The sequence below is a fragment of the Vibrio sp. SNU_ST1 genome (assembly GCF_030563405.1).
Classification (GTDB): Bacteria; Pseudomonadota; Gammaproteobacteria; order Enterobacterales; family Vibrionaceae; genus Vibrio.
Genome location: NZ_CP130748.1, coordinates 664,818 through 682,379, shown reverse-complemented (window position 1 = coordinate 682,379; position 17,562 = coordinate 664,818). Strand labels below are relative to the sequence as shown.

The window sequence follows — 17,562 nt, the reverse complement described above, 5'->3', positions numbered from 1 at the left end:
AATAATCGTGAGACTTATGATTCGATAACTCAATTATCATGAACTTACAGAGCAAAGAATATAAATTGGTTAATGACTGACTAAATGAGTAATCATTCCGGCGAATCCCCTACAAATGAATTCGAACTTAACAGCTCCTATCATCTCGAAATAACGACTCTCACCACTAAACAAAAAAAAGCGCAAACCTTTCGGTCTGCGCTTTCGTTAGCTTTTAAAACGATTCGTTTAATGAATCAAATTAACCCACATTCTTACGTGCGTTTTGGAACATACGCATCCAAGCACCATTCTCGCCCCAACCTTCTGGAGACCAAGAGTTAGCAACCGTACGGAATACACGCTCTGGGTGAGGCATCATGATAGTCACACGGCCATCGGTCGTTGTTAGGCCAGTAATAGCATTTGGCGAACCATTCGGGTTGTTCGGGTATTGTTGCGTTTGGTTACCGTTGTTATCAACGTAACGTAGAGCAACCGTACCTGAATTTTCAATCGCGTTTAGGTGGTCGTTGTCACGCACTTCTACGCGGCCTTCACCGTGAGAAACTGCGATTGGCATACGAGAACCTTCCATACCGTTGAAGAACACAGAATCAGACTTCTGAACTTCAACTAGGCTGAAACGAGCTTCAAAACGCTCTGATTCGTTACGAACGAAACGTGGCCAGTACTCTGCACCCGGAATCAGTTCACGCAGGTTAGACAACATCTGACAACCGTTACACACACCTAGCGAGAAAGTATCTTCACGCTTGAAGAAGTTTTCAAATTGGTCACGAGTAGAATCGTTAAACAGAACTGATTTAGCCCAACCTTCACCAGCACCTAGTACGTCACCGTAAGAGAAGCCACCACAAGCCACAAGGCCGTTGTACTCTTCTAGTACCGCTTGACCCGTTAGGATATCGCTCATGTGAATATCAGTCGCTTCGAAGCCTGCGCGGTCGAATGCTGCTGCCATTTCAACGTGAGAGTTAACCCCCTGCTCACGTAGAATTGCCATCTTAGGCTTAGCGCCAGTGTTGATAAACGGTGCAGCGATGTCTTCGTTAACGTCGAAGCTTAGTTTCACGTTCAGACCTGGGTCTGAATTGTCTTTCTTCGCTTCGTGTTCTTGGTCTGCACAGATTGGGTTATCACGTAGACCTTGCATCTTGTGCGTCGTCTCAGCCCAGATAGTACGTAGTTCAGTACGGTTACGTTGGATTACAACGTCTGCACCAGACTTAATCACTAGCTCATCAGATGCTTCAACAGAGCCGATTACGTGTGAACACGCTTCTAGACCGTTTGCAGCAAGTGTAGAAAGAACAGCATCTAGGTCATCGTTACGAACTTGAATTACCGCACCTAGCTCTTCGTTGAAGAGTACTGCTAGCGTATCTTCGCTGTTCTCTGATGCAGATAAAAGCGCTGCAATATCAGCATTAACACCACAGTGACCTGCGAACGCCATTTCAGCTAGCGTTACGAATAGACCGCCATCGCCTTTATCGTGGTAAGCCACAACTTGATCGTTTGCTACTAGTGCTTGAACGCCTTCGTAGAAACCTTTTAGTTGCGCTGCGTTGTCTACGTCTGCTGGCTTATCACCAAGCTGCTTGTAAACTTGTGCAAGCGCTGTTGCACCTAGACGGTTTTGGCCGTTACCTAGGTCGATAAGAACTAGAGAAGAATTACCTTTGTCAGTGCGAAGCTGCGGCGTAATCGTCTTACGAACGTCTTCAACACGAGCAAACGCAGTGATAACAAGAGATAGCGGAGAAGTGACTTCTTTCTGTTCGCCGTTCTCTTCCCACTTGGTCTTCATCGACATTGAATCTTTACCCACTGGGATAGTTAGACCCAGTGCTGGACATAGCTCTTCACCGACAGCTTTCACCGCTTCGTAAAGACCTGCATCTTCACCAGGGTGACCCGCTGGAGACATCCAGTTAGCCGACAATTTAATGTGTTTGATATCGCCGATGTTCGTCGCTGCGATGTTAGTGATTGCTTCACCAACCGCTAGACGAGCTGATGCGCCAAAGTCTAGAAGTGCCACTGGCGTACGCTCACCAAGAGACATCGCCTCACCGTGGTAAGAGTCGTAACTTGCTGCCGTTACAGCACAGTTAGCTACAGGAACCTGCCATGGGCCAACCATTTGGTCACGAGCAACAAGGCCAGTTACCGAGCGGTCACCGATAGTGATAAGGAATGTTTTCTCTGCCACTGTTGGTAGGCGAAGAATACGGTCAACCGCTTCGTTTAGTTCGATACCAGAACGGTCAATCGCAGGATTGTTTGCTTTTAGCGTTTTCGCATCACGGTGCATCTTAGGTGTTTTACCTAACAGGATGTCCATTGGCATGTCGATCGGCGTGTTGTCGAAGTGTGAATCTTCTAATTTAAGATCACGTTCTTCTGTTGCTTTACCCACCACTGCGTAAGGTGCGCGTTCACGTTTACAAATCGCGTCGAATGTTGCCATGTCTTTATCAGCAACCGCCATTACGTAGCGCTCTTGAGATTCGTTACACCAGATCTCAAGTGGGCTCATGCCCGGCTCATCGTTTGGCACGTCACGTAGGTTGAAGATACCGCCACGCTCGCCGTCGTCTACTAGCTCAGGAAGGGCATTCGAGATACCGCCTGCGCCCACATCGTGGATGAATGCGATTGGGTTCGCATCACCAAGCTGCCAACAACGGTCAATCACTTCCTGACAACGACGTTCCATCTCTGGGTTTTCACGCTGTACAGAAGCAAAATCTAAATCTTCAGAAGAAGAACCAGAATCCATTGAAGATGCAGCACCGCCACCAAGGCCGATGTTCATTGCAGGACCGCCAAGAACGATTAGGCTCGCACCAACTGGGATCTCTTTCTTCTGAACATGATCATCACGAATGTTACCTAGACCACCAGCCAGCATGATTGGCTTGTGGTAACCACGTACTTCTTCACCTGCGTGAGAGTTTACTTTCTCTTCGTAAGTACGGAAGTAACCCAATAGGTTTGGACGACCAAATTCGTTGTTGAATGCTGCTCCACCAAGAGGACCTTCAAGCATGATATCCAAAGCAGTAACGATACGGCTTGGCTTACCAAAGTCAGTTTCCCAAGGTTGAACGAAGTTCGGGATCTTAAGGTTAGATACAGAGAAAGCAACCAGACCCGCTTTTGGTTTACCACCAATACCAGTCGCGCCTTCATCACGGATTTCACCGCCTGAACCTGTTGATGCGCCCGGCCATGGAGAGATTGCCGTTGGATGGTTGTGCGTTTCAACTTTCATCAAGATGTGTGTTTTCTCTTGGTGATAGTTGTACTGGCGAGTTTCTGGATCTGGGAAGAAACGACCGACTTCAGAACCTGTCATTACTGCTGCGTTATCTTTATAAGCAGACAGAACGTGTTCTGGTGTCGTTTCAAAGGTGTTCTTAATCATCTTGAACAATGATTTTTCTTGCTTAACGCCATCGATAGTCCAATCAGCGTTAAAGATCTTATGACGACAGTGCTCTGAGTTCGCTTGTGCAAACATCATTAGCTCGATATCAGTCGGGTTACGACCTAGCTTCTCGGTGAAGCTTTCAAGAAGGTAATCGATCTCATCTTCTGCAAGTGCAAGACCTAGGGTAACGTTTGCTTTTTCAAGCGCTTTACGTCCGCCAGTTAATAGGTCAACTTCCGCATAAGGAGCAGGCTCAGCCACGGTAAATAGTGCCGCCGCTGATTCGAAGTCAGTGAAAACCACTTCCATCATACGGTCGTGCAGGATTGCTTTCAGCTCAACAAGTTGAAGCTCAGAAAGTTCAGCAGAGGTTTCAATGTAGAAAGCAGTACCGCGCTCTAGACGTGACACTTTAGCCAGTCCACAGTTGTGTGCGATATCTGTTGATTTTGAAGACCAAGGCGAGATAGTGCCCGGGCGTGGCGTTGCAAGTAGCAGTAAACCTTCAGGTTCATGCTCTTCAATCGTTGGACCGTAAGTCAGTAGCTTTTCTAGCTTCTCAACTTCAGACTCATCTAAGTCTGCCGTTAGATCAGCAAAGTGAGCAAACTCAGCGTAAATACCTGTTACAGGTAAGCTTAATTCACGACAAAGCTCTAAAAGCTTGTTAACACGAAACTCAGATAGAGCTGGGGAGCCACGCAAAATTCTCATGTGCTTAGGTCTCTTATGCAGTTGATTAAGGTAGTATTGGAATAAATTCAGTGGGTTATAGGAACAACCTAACTGTTTTCTTCGAAGCTATTCCCGAAGGTTGCCAAACCTATGCCGATTCCACCTCTTCAATGCGAGCGCATTATAAAGCATTTCTTTTTGTGACGTAACACCAAAAGCAACCGTTTGCGTGATTTTTTTTATCTTTCTGCGTAAATGGTACTTTTGCTGCATTTATCAGCACTTTTACAACTGTTTAAATAAACCTGCTTTGCCAGCCTTGCGGGGTTTGGTATAAAGGGGCTTCCACTTTTCGAGATTTCATTTTGATGCCTAAATTTACGCTCATCTTTTCGTCTAAGTTCCTTCTGCTTGCCATTGCCCTAGTTGGGTTGGCTGGATGCCAGATTGAGTCAGAACCTAAAAGTGTCCTTGAGCAGATACGAGAGCGAGGCGTTCTTCGCGTCGGCACCCTAAATAACCAACTCTCTTATTACATTGGTCCCGATGGCCCTGCTGGTTTGGATTACGAGTTAGCTCGTGAATTTGCGCAGGAGCTTGGTGTACAGCTTGAGATTAAACCCGCTTATCGTTTATCCGGCCTATTCCCAGCCTTAAAGAAAGGCGAGATCGATCTTATCGCGACAGGGTTAACGCAAAACAATAACCTGACACGCGCTTATCGCGCCGCGCCCGCCTATTACTATGTAAGCCAACAAGTGGTGTATAAAAAAGGACAGTGGCGCCCAAGAAACCTTCAACAACTGATCAAGTTCGAGAATAAGCGTCAAGCTGATTTCGTAAAAGCACAAACTGAATCAGAAGAGCCTGCATCTACCGAAACATTGACGCCATCTTTGGTGGTAGTGAAGGACTCACACTTTGAGCCAACGCTAAAACAGATCCAGAACAAGCACGATGACTTTATCTATGATGCAATAGGTAATGCTGACATCAACGACCTGCTAAAGGAAGTCTCTACTGGTGAGCGCTTGTTTACTGTTGCGGACTCGATTGAGTTGTCGCTCGCACAACGTTTATACCCAGACGTAGCCTTAGCTTTTGAGCTGACAGAAGATCAACCTATCTCTTGGTATTTACAAAAGTCTGAAGATGAAAGCCTTTATGCATTACTGATTGAGTTCTTTGGTAACCTAAAACAGTCTGGTGAACTGGCTTCACTGGAAGAAAAATACATCGGCCATATCGGCACCTTTGATTACGTTGATACTCGTGCATTTATCCGCGCATTGGATAGCAAGCTGCCAAAATGGTCTCCGCTGTTTCAGAAGTACTCACAAGAATTTGACTGGCGCTTGATTGCAGCTTTGGCATACCAAGAGTCACACTGGAACCCGGTCGCGCGCTCTCCAACGGGTGTTAGAGGCATGATGATGTTGACACTGCCTACTGCGAAGAGCGTTGGTGTAACCAATCGTCTCGACCCGAAACAGTCGGTACAAGGCGGTGTTGAATACCTGCGACGTATCGTGAATCGAGTACCAGATTCAATCACTCAACACGAGAAGATCTGGTTTGCGCTTGCCTCATATAACGTAGGTTACGGGCACATGATGGATGCTCGTCGCTTAACCAAAGCACAAGGCGGAGATCCTGATGCTTGGGGTGATGTGAAAGACAGACTTCCTCTGCTAAGACAGAAGAAGTACTACAGCAAAACTCGTTACGGGTATGCGCGTGGTGATGAAGCAAGGAATTACGTCGAGAACATTCGCCGTTATTATCAGAGCATTATTGGCCATGTAAATAAGCGTAATAAAGAGGAAGAAGCGAGCCTTGAAGGTTTGGTAGTTATCCCACCGCTAGAGGTTTCAGATGCTGAATCAACAATCAGTGAGGCTGAATCCGCAGTGAACGACGCAGAGTCTTCCAAATAACAGAAAAAGAGCAATGCCATTTAGCATTGCTCTTTTTTATTGCATCACGATAAATGATCAAAACAAACAAAACGCCTGTGATATCCAGTGTGTCATATTGCAGTAACAATCGAACTTTATAACGTCACACCATAAGCGACATAATGCTCGGTGGCATTCAACTCTTAGCCATCACGATACTGGTTCAGAAAGCTAACGCTAAGTTCGTGGCAGAGCTTATAAACAAATAACTACTATAATTAAAACTGAAGTCATAATTACAAAGCCAGACGACAAATAGGAAATCGTTGAAATGATGAAGAACAAACTGAAATCGAAACGCCTTGATAAGACCGTTGCTGCCAACCGTCGTAAGCGTATGCTTTCAAATAATAAGAAGAAGATCATTTGGCGCAACCGTGCTTTCATGCAGATGATTGCTGAGTAAAAGTAATGACCAAGTAAGTTTACTTGGCACTCTTGCGATTGAGAGTGCCGAAAGCTTGCTGCTATTTGTTGTTACAGACCTTGTTCTTGTTACTGACGTTATTCTTGTTACTTGCCTTATCGGATTCTAAACGCTGCTCTTCCAACAGACGCTCTTGCTTTCGCTTCTCTTTGATCTCTTTTCTACGGCGCTTGAAAAACGCCTGTAACTGCTCGCGACACTCTGCTTCTAATAAGCCATGCTCAACATCGGCATAGTGGTATGAAGCTTGGCTTTCAAAGAGGTTTAACACCGTCCCCGCCGACCCGGCTTTTAAGTCAGGAGCCCCAAATACAATGCGCTTTACTCGGCTGTGTAGCAAGGCACCCGCGCACATTGGGCAAGGCTCTAGCGTGACGTATAAAGTGGTATCAAGTAAGCGATAGTTTTCCAAGGCTTGACCTGCTTTACGCAAGGTTTCGATTTCTGCATGTGCCGTCGCATCGTGGCTGCCAATCGAGCGATTCCATCCTTCTGAGATAATCTCTCCATCTTTCACTAGTACAGCACCAACGGGAACCTCTCCCTCTTTCTCTGCTTGCTTAGCTACCTCGATGGCGCGTCGCATGAAGATTTCATCTTGAGGGGTGAATTGATGATCTGACAAAGGTATCTCCAGAAAACAAAGGATAAAAACGAAAATAGGTATGCGGTGAAGCATACCTAATCTTCGTGATAATGAACAATAAAGAGATAAGAGACAATGAACAATAGCCGCTTACTGGTTAGGCGGATCGCTAGCTATTGGCACCTTCTATGTCATCGGCTATTCGCGTCGCTTTGATACTCACAATGCGATTATTCTCGACCGAGATAATTTCAAACTGCCACTGCTGGTATTGAACAACTTCGCCAGTATCCGGCAAGCGTCCAATTAGCCAAGTCACAAGGCCATTTAACGTTTGAAAACTCTCGGTTTCACCCTCAAAATCCGACAGCTCTAAACGATTTTTCAGCTCACTGATAGGGATTAATCCATCCACTAATAAACCGTCTTCCACTTGCTCTGTCCAAAGATCTTTAGGGTTGTTCGATAACTCACCAGCAATCGCCTTTAGGATATCGTAATGAGTCACAAGGCCTTGAACATCGCCATATTCATCAACAATGAATGCCATCTCTGTACCCGACTCTTTAAAATAGCCAAGCAGACGTAAAGCCTTCATCGATTCAGGAACATAAATCGGAGAGCGAGATAGCCCCATGATCACTTGAATATTTAAATTGCCCGCCTGATTCAATAAGGCTTTGGCTGACACCGTACCGACCACTTTATTGAGGTGATCTTGGCACAATGGAAATACACTATGCTTTGAACTGCGTAGTTTTTTTAATATCTGCTCAACCGGTTGGCTAATATCCAGAAAGTCGACGTCTCGACGTGGAGTCATTAAAGAGCTCACCAGACGGTCATCAAGCTGCAAGATATTACGAATCATCTCTTGCTCGCCACGTTCAATCACACCAGATTCCGAGCCTTCTTTCACGAGTGCATGAATATCATCTTCAGTCACACTGTCTTCTTCGCCACCACGTCCCATTAACTTGAGAATACCTTCCGTAGAAGCCGACAACGCAAACACAAACGGCGTCGCAATTTTAGATAACCAGAAGATAGGCAGCGCGACTAGCACAGCAATGTTTTCAGCTTGAGATTGAGCAAAACGTTTTGGTACCAACTCACCCACAACAATCGCGAAGTAAGTAATACCAACAACGACTACCGCGGTAGACAGGATATTCGCTTGTGTTGGATCGAGTCCCCACAGTTCAAGTTGAACCGCAAGTGGAGCTGATAACGTAGCCTCACCCACGATACCGCTGAGTAGGCCGATTACCGTGATACCGATTTGGATTGTAGAGAGGAAGCGGGTTGGGTTTTCTTTGAGTTCTAGAGCAACCTGAGCGGAGCGATGTTTTTCGGCTAAGCGTTTCAGCCGACTATTTTTTGCTGCTACCAGTGCAATCTCTGACATGGCAAACAGACCATTTAAAACAATTAACCCTACTAAAAGCAGAATTTTCATGTGGCTTGGATTTCCTAAATTTACCGGCCAACAATTAGCCGTAATCCGGAGTATAAGCTGAGTGCGTTTATTGTGGGTATAAAAAGTTTTGGATATAGAAAGTTTTGGATATAAAAAGTCTGGGATATAACAAAATAACGAAAAAAATAGTGAAAAAAAGCCCGCACATTTCGGTGCGGGCTTCGATGATTTTATCTTACTGATTTTTGCTTCTATTGCTTAGCTTTACTTATCTTACATTGTGTAAGTGTAAGGAGCTTGGATACCTAGCGGGATACCAAGAGCCCAGTAACCTAGCAAGAAGATAGACCAACCGATTAGCATAGCAATCGAGAATGGCATCATTAGAGAAGCTAGAGTACCGATACCTGTCGACTTAACGTAACGTTGACAGTAAACAACAACCAGTGGGAAGAACACCATTAGTGGAGAGATGATGTTAGACACTGAATCACCTACACGGTAAGCCGCTTGAGATAGCTCAGGAGAGATACCCACAACCATTAACATAGGAACTAAGATTGGACCAATAAGAGCCCACTTAGCTGAAGCAGAACCGACAAGAAGGTTAACTGAAGCCGTTAGTAGAATCATACCAACAACCGTTGCTTCACCTGGAAGGTCCATCGCTTTCAAGCCTTCTGCACCGTAAAGTGCCAGCATAGTACCGATGTTTGATTGAGCAAATGCTGATAAGAACTGAGCACAGAAGAACGACATTACAATGTATGCGCCCATCGTTGCCATCGTCTCAGACATTGCTTTGATAACATCATTACTATTCTTGAATGTACCCGCTACACGGCCGTAAACGATACCCGGAATAATAAACAGGATGAAGATCAGAGGAACGATAGACTTCATTACTGGTGCTGAGAACGCCGTTAACTCACCTTCAGGCGAACGAAGTGCTGAGTTTTCAGGCATTAGAGCCGCGATAAGCAGACCAATACCTGCAACCATTGCCCAACCTGCGAATTTGAATGCTTTAGATTCAATGGCTGTGAACGTACCTAGATCAGGTGCTTGTTCTGCATCTTCATCTACAGGCGTATTAGCAAGGCGAGGCTCGATGATTTTCTCTGTAACGTACCAACCAATTGCCACAATTAGAATTGAAGACAAACCAGTAAAGAAGATGTTCGCTAGAGGGTTAATCACATATGCAGGGTCAAGAACGTTTGCCGCTGTTTGAGTGAAACCGGCTAGTAGCGGATCAATACCAGAAGGAATGAAGTTCGCTGAGAAACCACCTGATACACCAGCAAACGCTGCTGCAATACCCGCTAGAGGGTGACGACCCGCTGCGTGGAAGATGATACCGCCAAGAGGGATTACTAGAACGTAACCTGCATCTGCTGCTGTGTGAGACACGATAGCAACAAGAATTAGCATTGGCGTTAGTAGCTTAGCTGGCGTGAAGTTAAGCATCTTCTTAAGGCCAGTCGTAATGAAGCCTGAAGAGTCAGCAACGCCAACACCTAGCATAGCAACAAGTACGATGCCTAGCGGTGCGAAGCCTGTGAACGTGGTAACCATATTCGCTAGGAAGCTAGCAAGCGCTTCACCAGTAAGTAGGTTGTTTACTTCAAGAGCAGCACCCGTTTGAGGGTTGATTAAGTCGAATGAAAGGTTCGATAAAAGTGCAGATGCTACCCATACAATAACTAGAGCCCAGAAGAACAGAATTGCTGGATCTGGAATTTTGTTGCCGGCGCGTTCAATGAAGTTTAGAAAGCGGTCCATACCACTGATCTTATCAGTCGATGGTGCTTTTTTTACGGCTTGGTTACTCATGGTAACTCCATATGTGATGTTGTTTGTTTAGGCCTAATATAAGTTTTGACCATGGCCTATTGGTACAGCACATATTCTATTAAAGTCGCTGTTAAAAAGCACAAGGTTCCACATCATTTTCCATAAATGGAGACATATTTTGCAAAAATACCGTACAACAGCAACAATATAAAAACACAAAAAACACCATTCCATATACAGGGTTTTAACTGGCACGTAAACAATGTCCGAGGAGTGAAAACTATCAGTAAGGGAGAAGCGTGGGGCTTGGCATACAGTAAACGTTTGCTTAATAGATCAATCAAACTCACTGTATTTGGAGAGCATAGTTTCGAGGCGAATACTTTGCGCACGGTTCATGCGATCTTGCCATGCAACAGTCACCGTAATGTTTTTCAAAGCGTGAGACAAGGCACCACTGGCATTTGTCACCTCACAGCTCATCGTATACCCAGAGCCCGACAAACCAGATAAAGGATCCGAACTTGTCGCATTGCGACAGTAATCCGCTTGATTGAGATCCGTAAAAAGGATTAACCCTACAGCTCCCCCCATATCCGATACACGAGTTCGATAATACTCCATCTGCCTTTCAGCAAAATGAAGCGCTTCTACACTGTGCAGCGCGTAATCCGATTTTTGTTCTGCATAAACCTGTAGCTTAACCAGCCCTAGCGAAGCGATACCGATCAATAGAAAAGAGATCAGGACCTCTATCAAGCTAAAGCCTGAATTTTTATAAGTCACTCCATGATCCTTTCTTCCATTTGGCTTTCAAAGGAACACTATGGGGGTTGTATTCCCCTGTGTAATCTAAGTTTATCGAACCTTGAATTGTCGATAGCCCGCCAACTGAATCAAAGAACATTCCTCCCTTGGGAAAAAAAGAAGCAAATCCAATATAAACCGAATTGCTCTGCACTAAGCCGGCGATAGGTATCGTATTTGGAACTTTGGTCCATAAGCCGCTCAACAGGTCCGTATCAACATCAGGGGAGGCTGGTTCGTCGTATATGCTCATATCATTTAGGTGATAAAAGGAGCCATCAAACACACTTGCATTACCGTTCGCAACGATGCCATCTTGAATCACTAATGAACGTGGAGTAATAACACCGGGGATAGGTTCTACCACATTAATTGGTGGGTGATAGACCACGCAATCACCTATCACCCATACCTTCTCTTTGCCACTAGCAAAGGCATTATTAATCGCTTGGCTACACTTATTGCCTTGATACTTTCCATTGACTAAATCAATGTGCTTGGGGGGAGATACAGTCCTGTCAATAAGGTCAATCACATGATAATCACGCTTAATCTGGTCAATATTTTCTGACGTTTTAGATACCCCAAAGTAATTAGAGAAAGTATCGATGGCTGGGTCAAATTTGAAATCTGATTGAAAAGCATTTGAAGGCAATGACCCAACTGAATCAATGGTTGCATTGCGGTTAATATCGGTTGTCGGTTGGCAAGACTCAAAGGTAGGAAAAGGAAGGGTACCGCCCGTAGGTGTGATTGTCTTTAAACGCCCGCCGCCTTGGTTTTTATAGATCACACTATCTAAGAACCGAACAGACACACATTCGTTAATACCACCGACCGCAGTAAGACTAATATCTGGGGTAATATCGATATTGTGATCAGAAATAAACTCCAAACTCGAATTGGTTTGCATCGCCCCTAGCCCCGACGAATTGTTAAAATTTATCTCTTTGTTCAGGGATAAATAGTGAGCACTCGACACCAATATATTCGGTGTTAGGTTATCTGATTTCAACGTAAGGACTTTCGACTGCTGACAGTGATTCATTAAATCATTGGGAATAGCCGTGAGATCATTTTCAGCTATATAGGTAAAACCACACTCCAAACCAGCCTCGGCGTTCCAATGAGCTTTGCGGACTTGAACTTCATTCTGCGCGACCTTAATTTGATGAAAAATACTGCGATAGGTGCCCAAAGTAACAATTAAAGCACTCAATACTAAAACAGATGTGATTAACAACGTAGCCACTCCAGCTTGCTGCTTTACCGAGGTCATTGCCAATTCCTTTGCTTAACGGTTATTGCGACACCTTTAGAGATCCCTGCACTCGGAATTGACGCAACAATATTCAAATCAGTGAGCGTAGTGTTCACCCCATTTTTGCTCAACACTTGTGAGGATATTGATAAATCGTCGACGGAGATAATGCTATCGTCGAAAAGTGAGTAGCATGAGGTAACTTGCTCATGGGCTAAAATGTTCCCTGGAGTAAGAACGCCCTTTTCACAAATTTTCAATCGAGTCCCCTCCTTTTTATACACGATATTCCTGTAGTTTTTTCCGTCAGTTGATCCCTCTTTGAAATAAACGAACCCCACCTCAACACCACCGCTAACATGAATCGTGTTAACGGCACCTAATAGCTTCAGAGATTCACCATTTGACCCATCGTAGCCTGCTCGTTGAATATCTTCTTTCATTACCTGCATCGTGCTCGTAAGATTTTGTAGCAGCAATAATTCAATGCCTTTATCTCTGGCTATTCTGTGTCCCGTCATAAATACGCTGCCGATAATAGAAATCGCGAACACACCAATAACTGAGGCCACCATCAACTCAATGAGTGATGCGCCCTTTTGCTTTCGCAAGCTTCTGGTTCTGGGCTTAGCAAGCATAATAGCCATGCAGAGCACCCGACTCGCCACACACTCTAATTCGCCCCGGAGGGCTTGATAATTTAATCAAGAGTCGGTCGGTTGAAGCTCTTTTAGGAGCCAAGTAAATCGTACCTCTGGCAGGCCTTCCTCTTACACTTTCAAAACTGATTTTTGCGCCGGTATAGTTATGAGAAAACGATAAGTCTCGAAACGGCTCTCCCGACAACATCAGCAATGTATCACCTGACAGATCTTCCGTAGGTTTCAACCATACAGCCCATTCCCCTGTAGATTGCTCTTCATTCTTAGCCATCGAGAAATGTACCCAAAGTTTTTGATTCCTTTTCACAGATTCAGACTTTGCCTGAACTAAGAAACCATTCAACTCCCCTGCAAGGCGCTGTATCTTGACTGTTTGGGTGACTGAACTAAAACTCGGAGCAGCCGTCGCTACCAATATCGACAGTATCGATATCGTTATTAACAGCTCTAATAAAGTAAACCCGCGAGTCATTTCCCAAATCCCTATGTAAACAGGTGCGTAAGCATATTTAATCTTGCATCGATGCTACCACCCGAGAAAAATGGACAGAGTTATGAAAGGAAACTACTCGTGAAGATTCGAATAAAAACATGTAACAACAACAATTTAAGTCTGAAAGGAATGACACTGCTCGAATTATTGATCGCTGTTGCCATTGTAGGGGTACTCAGTGCAATAGCTTACCCAAGCTACACAAGTCATGTTTTAAAATCGCATCGAATGACAGCGATTGCAGATATGGCAAAAATTCAACTTGAGCTTGAGAGCGCTTATGCCGGAAATTATGCCACGGCTGCAGGAAACATAGTTTCTGGAGGGACGTGTTCGTTTTGTGACACCGATACGAGCCGATACACACTAACAATTTCAGCGAGTAGTACCACATATTCCATTCAAGCAGAACCACACGCACCACAAACGAACGATGACTGCCTAGATTCAAAAAACGATGTATTAGAATTGCACCACTCAGGTGTTTCAGAGCCTCAAGCGTGTTGGAAGTAATGTAGAAATCAAGAGCCGCGTAAAAGCAGAAGCCAAAGGTTTAACATCACTTTGAAAACACTATCTTCAGACACAAAAAAACCTGCTACATGAGCAGGTTTTTATTTTTGATTAATAACTTAAGCTATCAAATCACTGAACTGATTACTTAGTTAGGTCATCAAAGAAGTTTTTCACGCCACTGAAGAAACCTTCAGATTTTGGCTTGTGCTTGCTTGCCGCTTCACCACAACATGTTTCTTCAAATTCACGCAGTAGTTCTTTTTGACGAGAGCTTAGCTTAACCGGAGTTTCAACCACTAGCTTAACGATTAGGTCACCTACACCGCCGCCACGAACGCCTTTCACGCCTTTGCCACGCATACGGAACATACGGCCCGTTTGTGTCTCTTCTGGCACTTTAAGGTTTACACGACCATCCAGTGTTGGAACTTCAACTTCACCACCTAAAGCGGCCATAGAGAAGCTTACTGGCACTTCACAGTAAAGGTTGTTGCCGTCACGCTCAAATATGTTGTGCTCTTTTACGTGTACTTGTACGTACAAGTCGCCAGCTGGAGCGCCGTGCTCCCCTGCTTCGCCTTCGCCAGATAGACGAATGCGATCACCAGTATCAACACCTGCTGGGATCTTAACGTTAAGCGTTTTCGTCTTCTGTTTGCGACCTTGACCATGACATGAGTTACATGGGTCTTTGATGAGCTTGCCTTTACCGTTACAAGTAGGACAAGTCTGTTGAACCGCAAAGAAACCTTGGCGCATTTGTACCTGGCCGTGGCCATGACAAGTACCACACGTTTGTGCAGAAGAACCCGTTTTAGCACCGCTACCATCACAAATGTCACATTCAACAAGTGTTGGTACTTCAATCTCTTTAGATACACCACGAACGGCTTCTTCTAAGGAAAGCTCCATGTTGTAACGCAAATCAGAACCACGTTGTGCACGCGCTTGACCACCACCACGACGACCGCCGCCGAAGATATCGCCAAACACATCACCGAAGATATCGCCGAAGTCACCTTGGCCACCGCCACCGTAACCGCCGCCACCCATGCCACCTTGTTCAAAAGCTGCGTGGCCGTATTGGTCGTAAGCTGCTTTCTTTTGAGAATCGGTTAGGATCTCGTACGCTACTTTTACTTCTTTAAATTTGTCTGCTGCGCTGTCATCACCCTGATTACGGTCCGGGTGGAATTTCATCGCTAAGCGTTTGTACGCTTTTTTAATATCGCGCTCTGATGCATCGCGGCTTACGCCTAATACTTCGTAAAAATCACGTTTTGACATGTTCTAGGTCACCAAATAATTGCTACTACCGAATGATCACTTCAGCAGTCTGTGTATCAATCTAGATAAAAGTTCTGCCGGCTGAAACGCCGAATAAAGCTATTATCTAGATCGACAAGTCTAAATACAAATTTACGGGCGTGAGAGTTACCTCTGACGCCCGTATTAATAAGTTTTCGAGACAAATTTCTAAGCAGATAGCTTGAGTTCTAGGAGGAAGCGCGGAGCCTACGCTAGTAGGTGAGCACTTCCGACAACGAAATCAGGCTACTCTGCGACGAAATTATTTTTTGTCGTCTTTAACTTCTTCAAACTCTGCGTCTACCACATCGTCATCTTGCTTAGGTTGTTCACCAGCGTCAGCACCAGCTTGTTCAGCTTGAGCTTTCTGTTGAGCAATTTCCATTAGCTTTTGAGCTGCTTGCATAAGTTCTTGAACTTTAGCGTCGATAGCTTCTTTGTCGTCACCAGACTTAACTGATTCTAGAGCTTCGATAGCTGCTTCGATTTTAGCTTTCTCGTCTGCAGGTAGAGCTTCACCAGCTTCTTCTACTTGCTTCTTAGTGCCGTGAATCATTTGGTCAGCTTGGTTACGTGCAGTTACTAGCTCTTCGAACTTCTTGTCAGCTTCTTTGTTAGCTTCTGCTTCTTGAACCATTGCTTCGATCTCTTCCTCAGACAAACCGCCTGATGCTTGGATAGTGATCTTCTGCTCTTTACCTGTCGCTTTATCTTTAGCAGATACGTTCAGGATACCATCAGCATCTAGGTCGAATGTTACTTCAACTTGTGGCATGCCACGTGGTGCTGGTTGAATACCTTCTAGGTTGAACTGACCAAGAGACTTGTTGTAAGTCGCTTGCTTACGCTCACCTTGAAGAACGTGGATAGTTACTGCGCTTTGGTTGTCTTCAGCTGTAGAGAACACTTGATCCGCTTTAGTAGGGATAGTTGTGTTTTTCTCGATAAGCTTAGTCATTACGCCGCCCATCGTTTCGATACCGAAAGATAGAGGAGTAACGTCTAGAAGAAGAACGTCTTTAACTTCACCAGCTAGTACACCACCTTGAACAGCAGCACCCATTGCAACAGCTTCGTCAGGGTTCACGTCTTTACGTGGCTCTTTACCGAAGAATTCAGTTACTTTAGCTTGAACCATAGGCATACGAGTCTGACCACCCACTAGGATAACGTCAGTGATTTCGCCTACAGATAGGTCAGCATCTGCTAGAGCAACTTTTAGTGGCTCAAGAGAACGTTGAACTAGGTCTTCAACTAGAGACTCAAGCTTCGCACGAGTCACTTTGATGTTCATGTGCTTAGGACCAGTCGCATCAGCAGTAACGTAAGGTAGGTTTACATCCGTTTGAGTAGTAGAAGAAAGCTCGATTTTCGCTTTTTCTGCTGCTTCTTTAACACGCTGCATTGCTAGTGGATCAGCTTTAAGGTCGATACCTTGCTCTTTCTTGAACTCATCTACTAGGTAGTTGATCATGCGGTTATCGAAATCTTCACCACCAAGGTGAGTATCACCGTTAGTTGAAAGAACTTCGAAAGTCTTCTCGCCTTCTACTTCATCGATTTCGATGATAGAGATATCGAATGTACCACCACCAAGGTCGTATACAGCGATAGTGCGATCACCACCTTGCTTGTCTAGGCCGTAAGCCAGAGCAGCAGCAGTAGGTTCGTTGATGATACGTTTAACATCTAGACCAGCGATACGGCCAGCATCTTTCGTTGCTTGACGTTGAGCATCGTTGAAGTAAGCAGGAACAGTTACTACTGCGCCAGTTACTTCTTCGCCTAGGAAGTCTTCAGCTGTTTTCTTCATTTTCTTAAGAACTTCAGCAGATACTTGAGGAGCAGCCATTTTTTGGCCTTGCGCTTCAACCCATGCATCACCGTTATCAGCTTTAACAATGTTAAAAGGCATGATTTCGATATCGCGTTGAACTTCTTCATCTTCAAAACGACGACCGATTAGACGCTTGATAGCGAATAGTGTGTTTTGAGGGTTAGTAACAGCTTGACGTTTTGCAGGTTGACCAACTAGCGTCTCGCCTTCAGTGTATGCGATTACCGATGCTGTTGTGCGTTCGCCTTCAGCATTTTCTAGTACGCGTGGTTTGTCGCCGTCAAGAACAGCAACACAAGAGTTAGTAGTACCTAAATCAATACCAATGATTTTACCCATCAGGCCATCTCCGAATATATATTATTTAGTTTTT

13 protein-coding genes are annotated in these 17,562 nt (G+C 44.9%); 3 read left to right on the top strand and 10 right to left on the bottom strand.

Annotated features, from left to right (window positions below):
- Positions 1-241 precede the first annotated feature (241 nt).
- Positions 242-4,156: a phosphoribosylformylglycinamidine synthase gene (gene purL / locus Q5H80_RS02985; RefSeq protein WP_304568620.1), complete on the bottom strand. Its 3,915-nt coding sequence runs from the start codon at positions 4,154-4,156 to the stop codon at positions 242-244.
- Positions 4,157-4,485: 329 nt separating this feature from the next.
- Here purL and mltF point away from each other — a divergent pair, with 329 nt between their 5' ends.
- Positions 4,486-6,054: a membrane-bound lytic murein transglycosylase MltF gene (gene mltF, locus Q5H80_RS02980; protein WP_304568618.1), complete on the top strand. Its 1,569-nt coding sequence runs from the start codon at positions 4,486-4,488 to the stop codon at positions 6,052-6,054.
- 292 nt (positions 6,055-6,346) lie between these two features.
- Positions 6,347-6,481, top strand: a complete 135-nt coding sequence (locus Q5H80_RS02975; protein WP_010438952.1) for a hypothetical protein — start codon at positions 6,347-6,349, stop codon at positions 6,479-6,481.
- A 61-nt stretch (positions 6,482-6,542) separates the two neighbouring features.
- On the opposite strand, the gene tadA is transcribed toward Q5H80_RS02975, so the two are convergent.
- The 7 genes from tadA to Q5H80_RS02940 form a co-directional block, all read right to left on the bottom strand.
- The gene (tadA, locus tag Q5H80_RS02970; RefSeq protein WP_304568615.1) at positions 6,543-7,181 is read right to left on the bottom strand and encodes a tRNA adenosine(34) deaminase TadA; all 639 of its coding nucleotides are present in this window, start codon (positions 7,179-7,181) and stop codon (positions 6,543-6,545) included.
- Positions 7,182-7,257: 76 nt separating this feature from the next.
- Positions 7,258-8,547: a hemolysin family protein gene (locus Q5H80_RS02965; protein ID WP_304568614.1), complete on the bottom strand. Its 1,290-nt coding sequence runs from the start codon at positions 8,545-8,547 to the stop codon at positions 7,258-7,260.
- Positions 8,548-8,781: 234 nt separating this feature from the next.
- The gene (locus Q5H80_RS02960) at positions 8,782-10,344 is read right to left on the bottom strand and encodes an AbgT family transporter (RefSeq protein WP_304568612.1); all 1,563 of its coding nucleotides are present in this window, start codon (positions 10,342-10,344) and stop codon (positions 8,782-8,784) included.
- Positions 10,345-10,641: 297 nt separating this feature from the next.
- Positions 10,642-11,091 (bottom strand): prepilin-type N-terminal cleavage/methylation domain-containing protein, encoded by a 450-nt coding sequence (locus Q5H80_RS02955; RefSeq protein WP_304568610.1) that lies wholly within the window; start codon positions 11,089-11,091, stop codon positions 10,642-10,644.
- Entirely contained in the window at positions 11,081-12,391 is a 1,311-nt protein-coding gene (locus tag Q5H80_RS02950) for a hypothetical protein (protein ID WP_304568608.1), read from the bottom strand. The genes Q5H80_RS02955 and Q5H80_RS02950 overlap by 11 nt, the downstream gene beginning before the upstream one ends.
- Entirely contained in the window at positions 12,388-13,020 is a 633-nt protein-coding gene (locus Q5H80_RS02945; RefSeq protein WP_304568606.1) for a PilW family protein, read from the bottom strand. The genes Q5H80_RS02950 and Q5H80_RS02945 overlap by 4 nt, the downstream gene beginning before the upstream one ends.
- The gene (locus tag Q5H80_RS02940; protein ID WP_304568605.1) at positions 13,001-13,507 is read right to left on the bottom strand and encodes a GspH/FimT family pseudopilin; all 507 of its coding nucleotides are present in this window, start codon (positions 13,505-13,507) and stop codon (positions 13,001-13,003) included. Before Q5H80_RS02940 ends, Q5H80_RS02945 begins: the two co-directional genes overlap by 20 nt.
- 51 nt (positions 13,508-13,558) lie before the next feature.
- Between Q5H80_RS02940 and Q5H80_RS02935 the strand changes: the two genes are divergently transcribed.
- On the top strand, positions 13,559-14,041 hold the full coding sequence (locus tag Q5H80_RS02935; RefSeq protein WP_304568603.1) for a type IV pilin protein: 483 nt from the start codon (positions 13,559-13,561) through the stop codon (positions 14,039-14,041).
- A gap of 144 nt (positions 14,042-14,185) precedes the next feature.
- Here Q5H80_RS02935 and dnaJ read toward each other — a convergent pair whose 3' ends face one another.
- Both dnaJ and dnaK read right to left on the bottom strand, forming a co-directional pair.
- Positions 14,186-15,331 carry a molecular chaperone DnaJ gene (gene dnaJ, locus Q5H80_RS02930; protein ID WP_304568602.1) on the bottom strand — a complete coding sequence of 382 codons (1,146 nt, stop codon included), beginning with the start codon at positions 15,329-15,331 and terminating at the stop codon, positions 14,186-14,188.
- 283 nt (positions 15,332-15,614) lie between these two features.
- On the bottom strand, positions 15,615-17,528 hold the full coding sequence (gene dnaK, locus Q5H80_RS02925) for a molecular chaperone DnaK (RefSeq protein WP_304568600.1): 1,914 nt from the start codon (positions 17,526-17,528) through the stop codon (positions 15,615-15,617).
- Between the last annotated feature and the right edge of the window lie 34 nt (positions 17,529-17,562).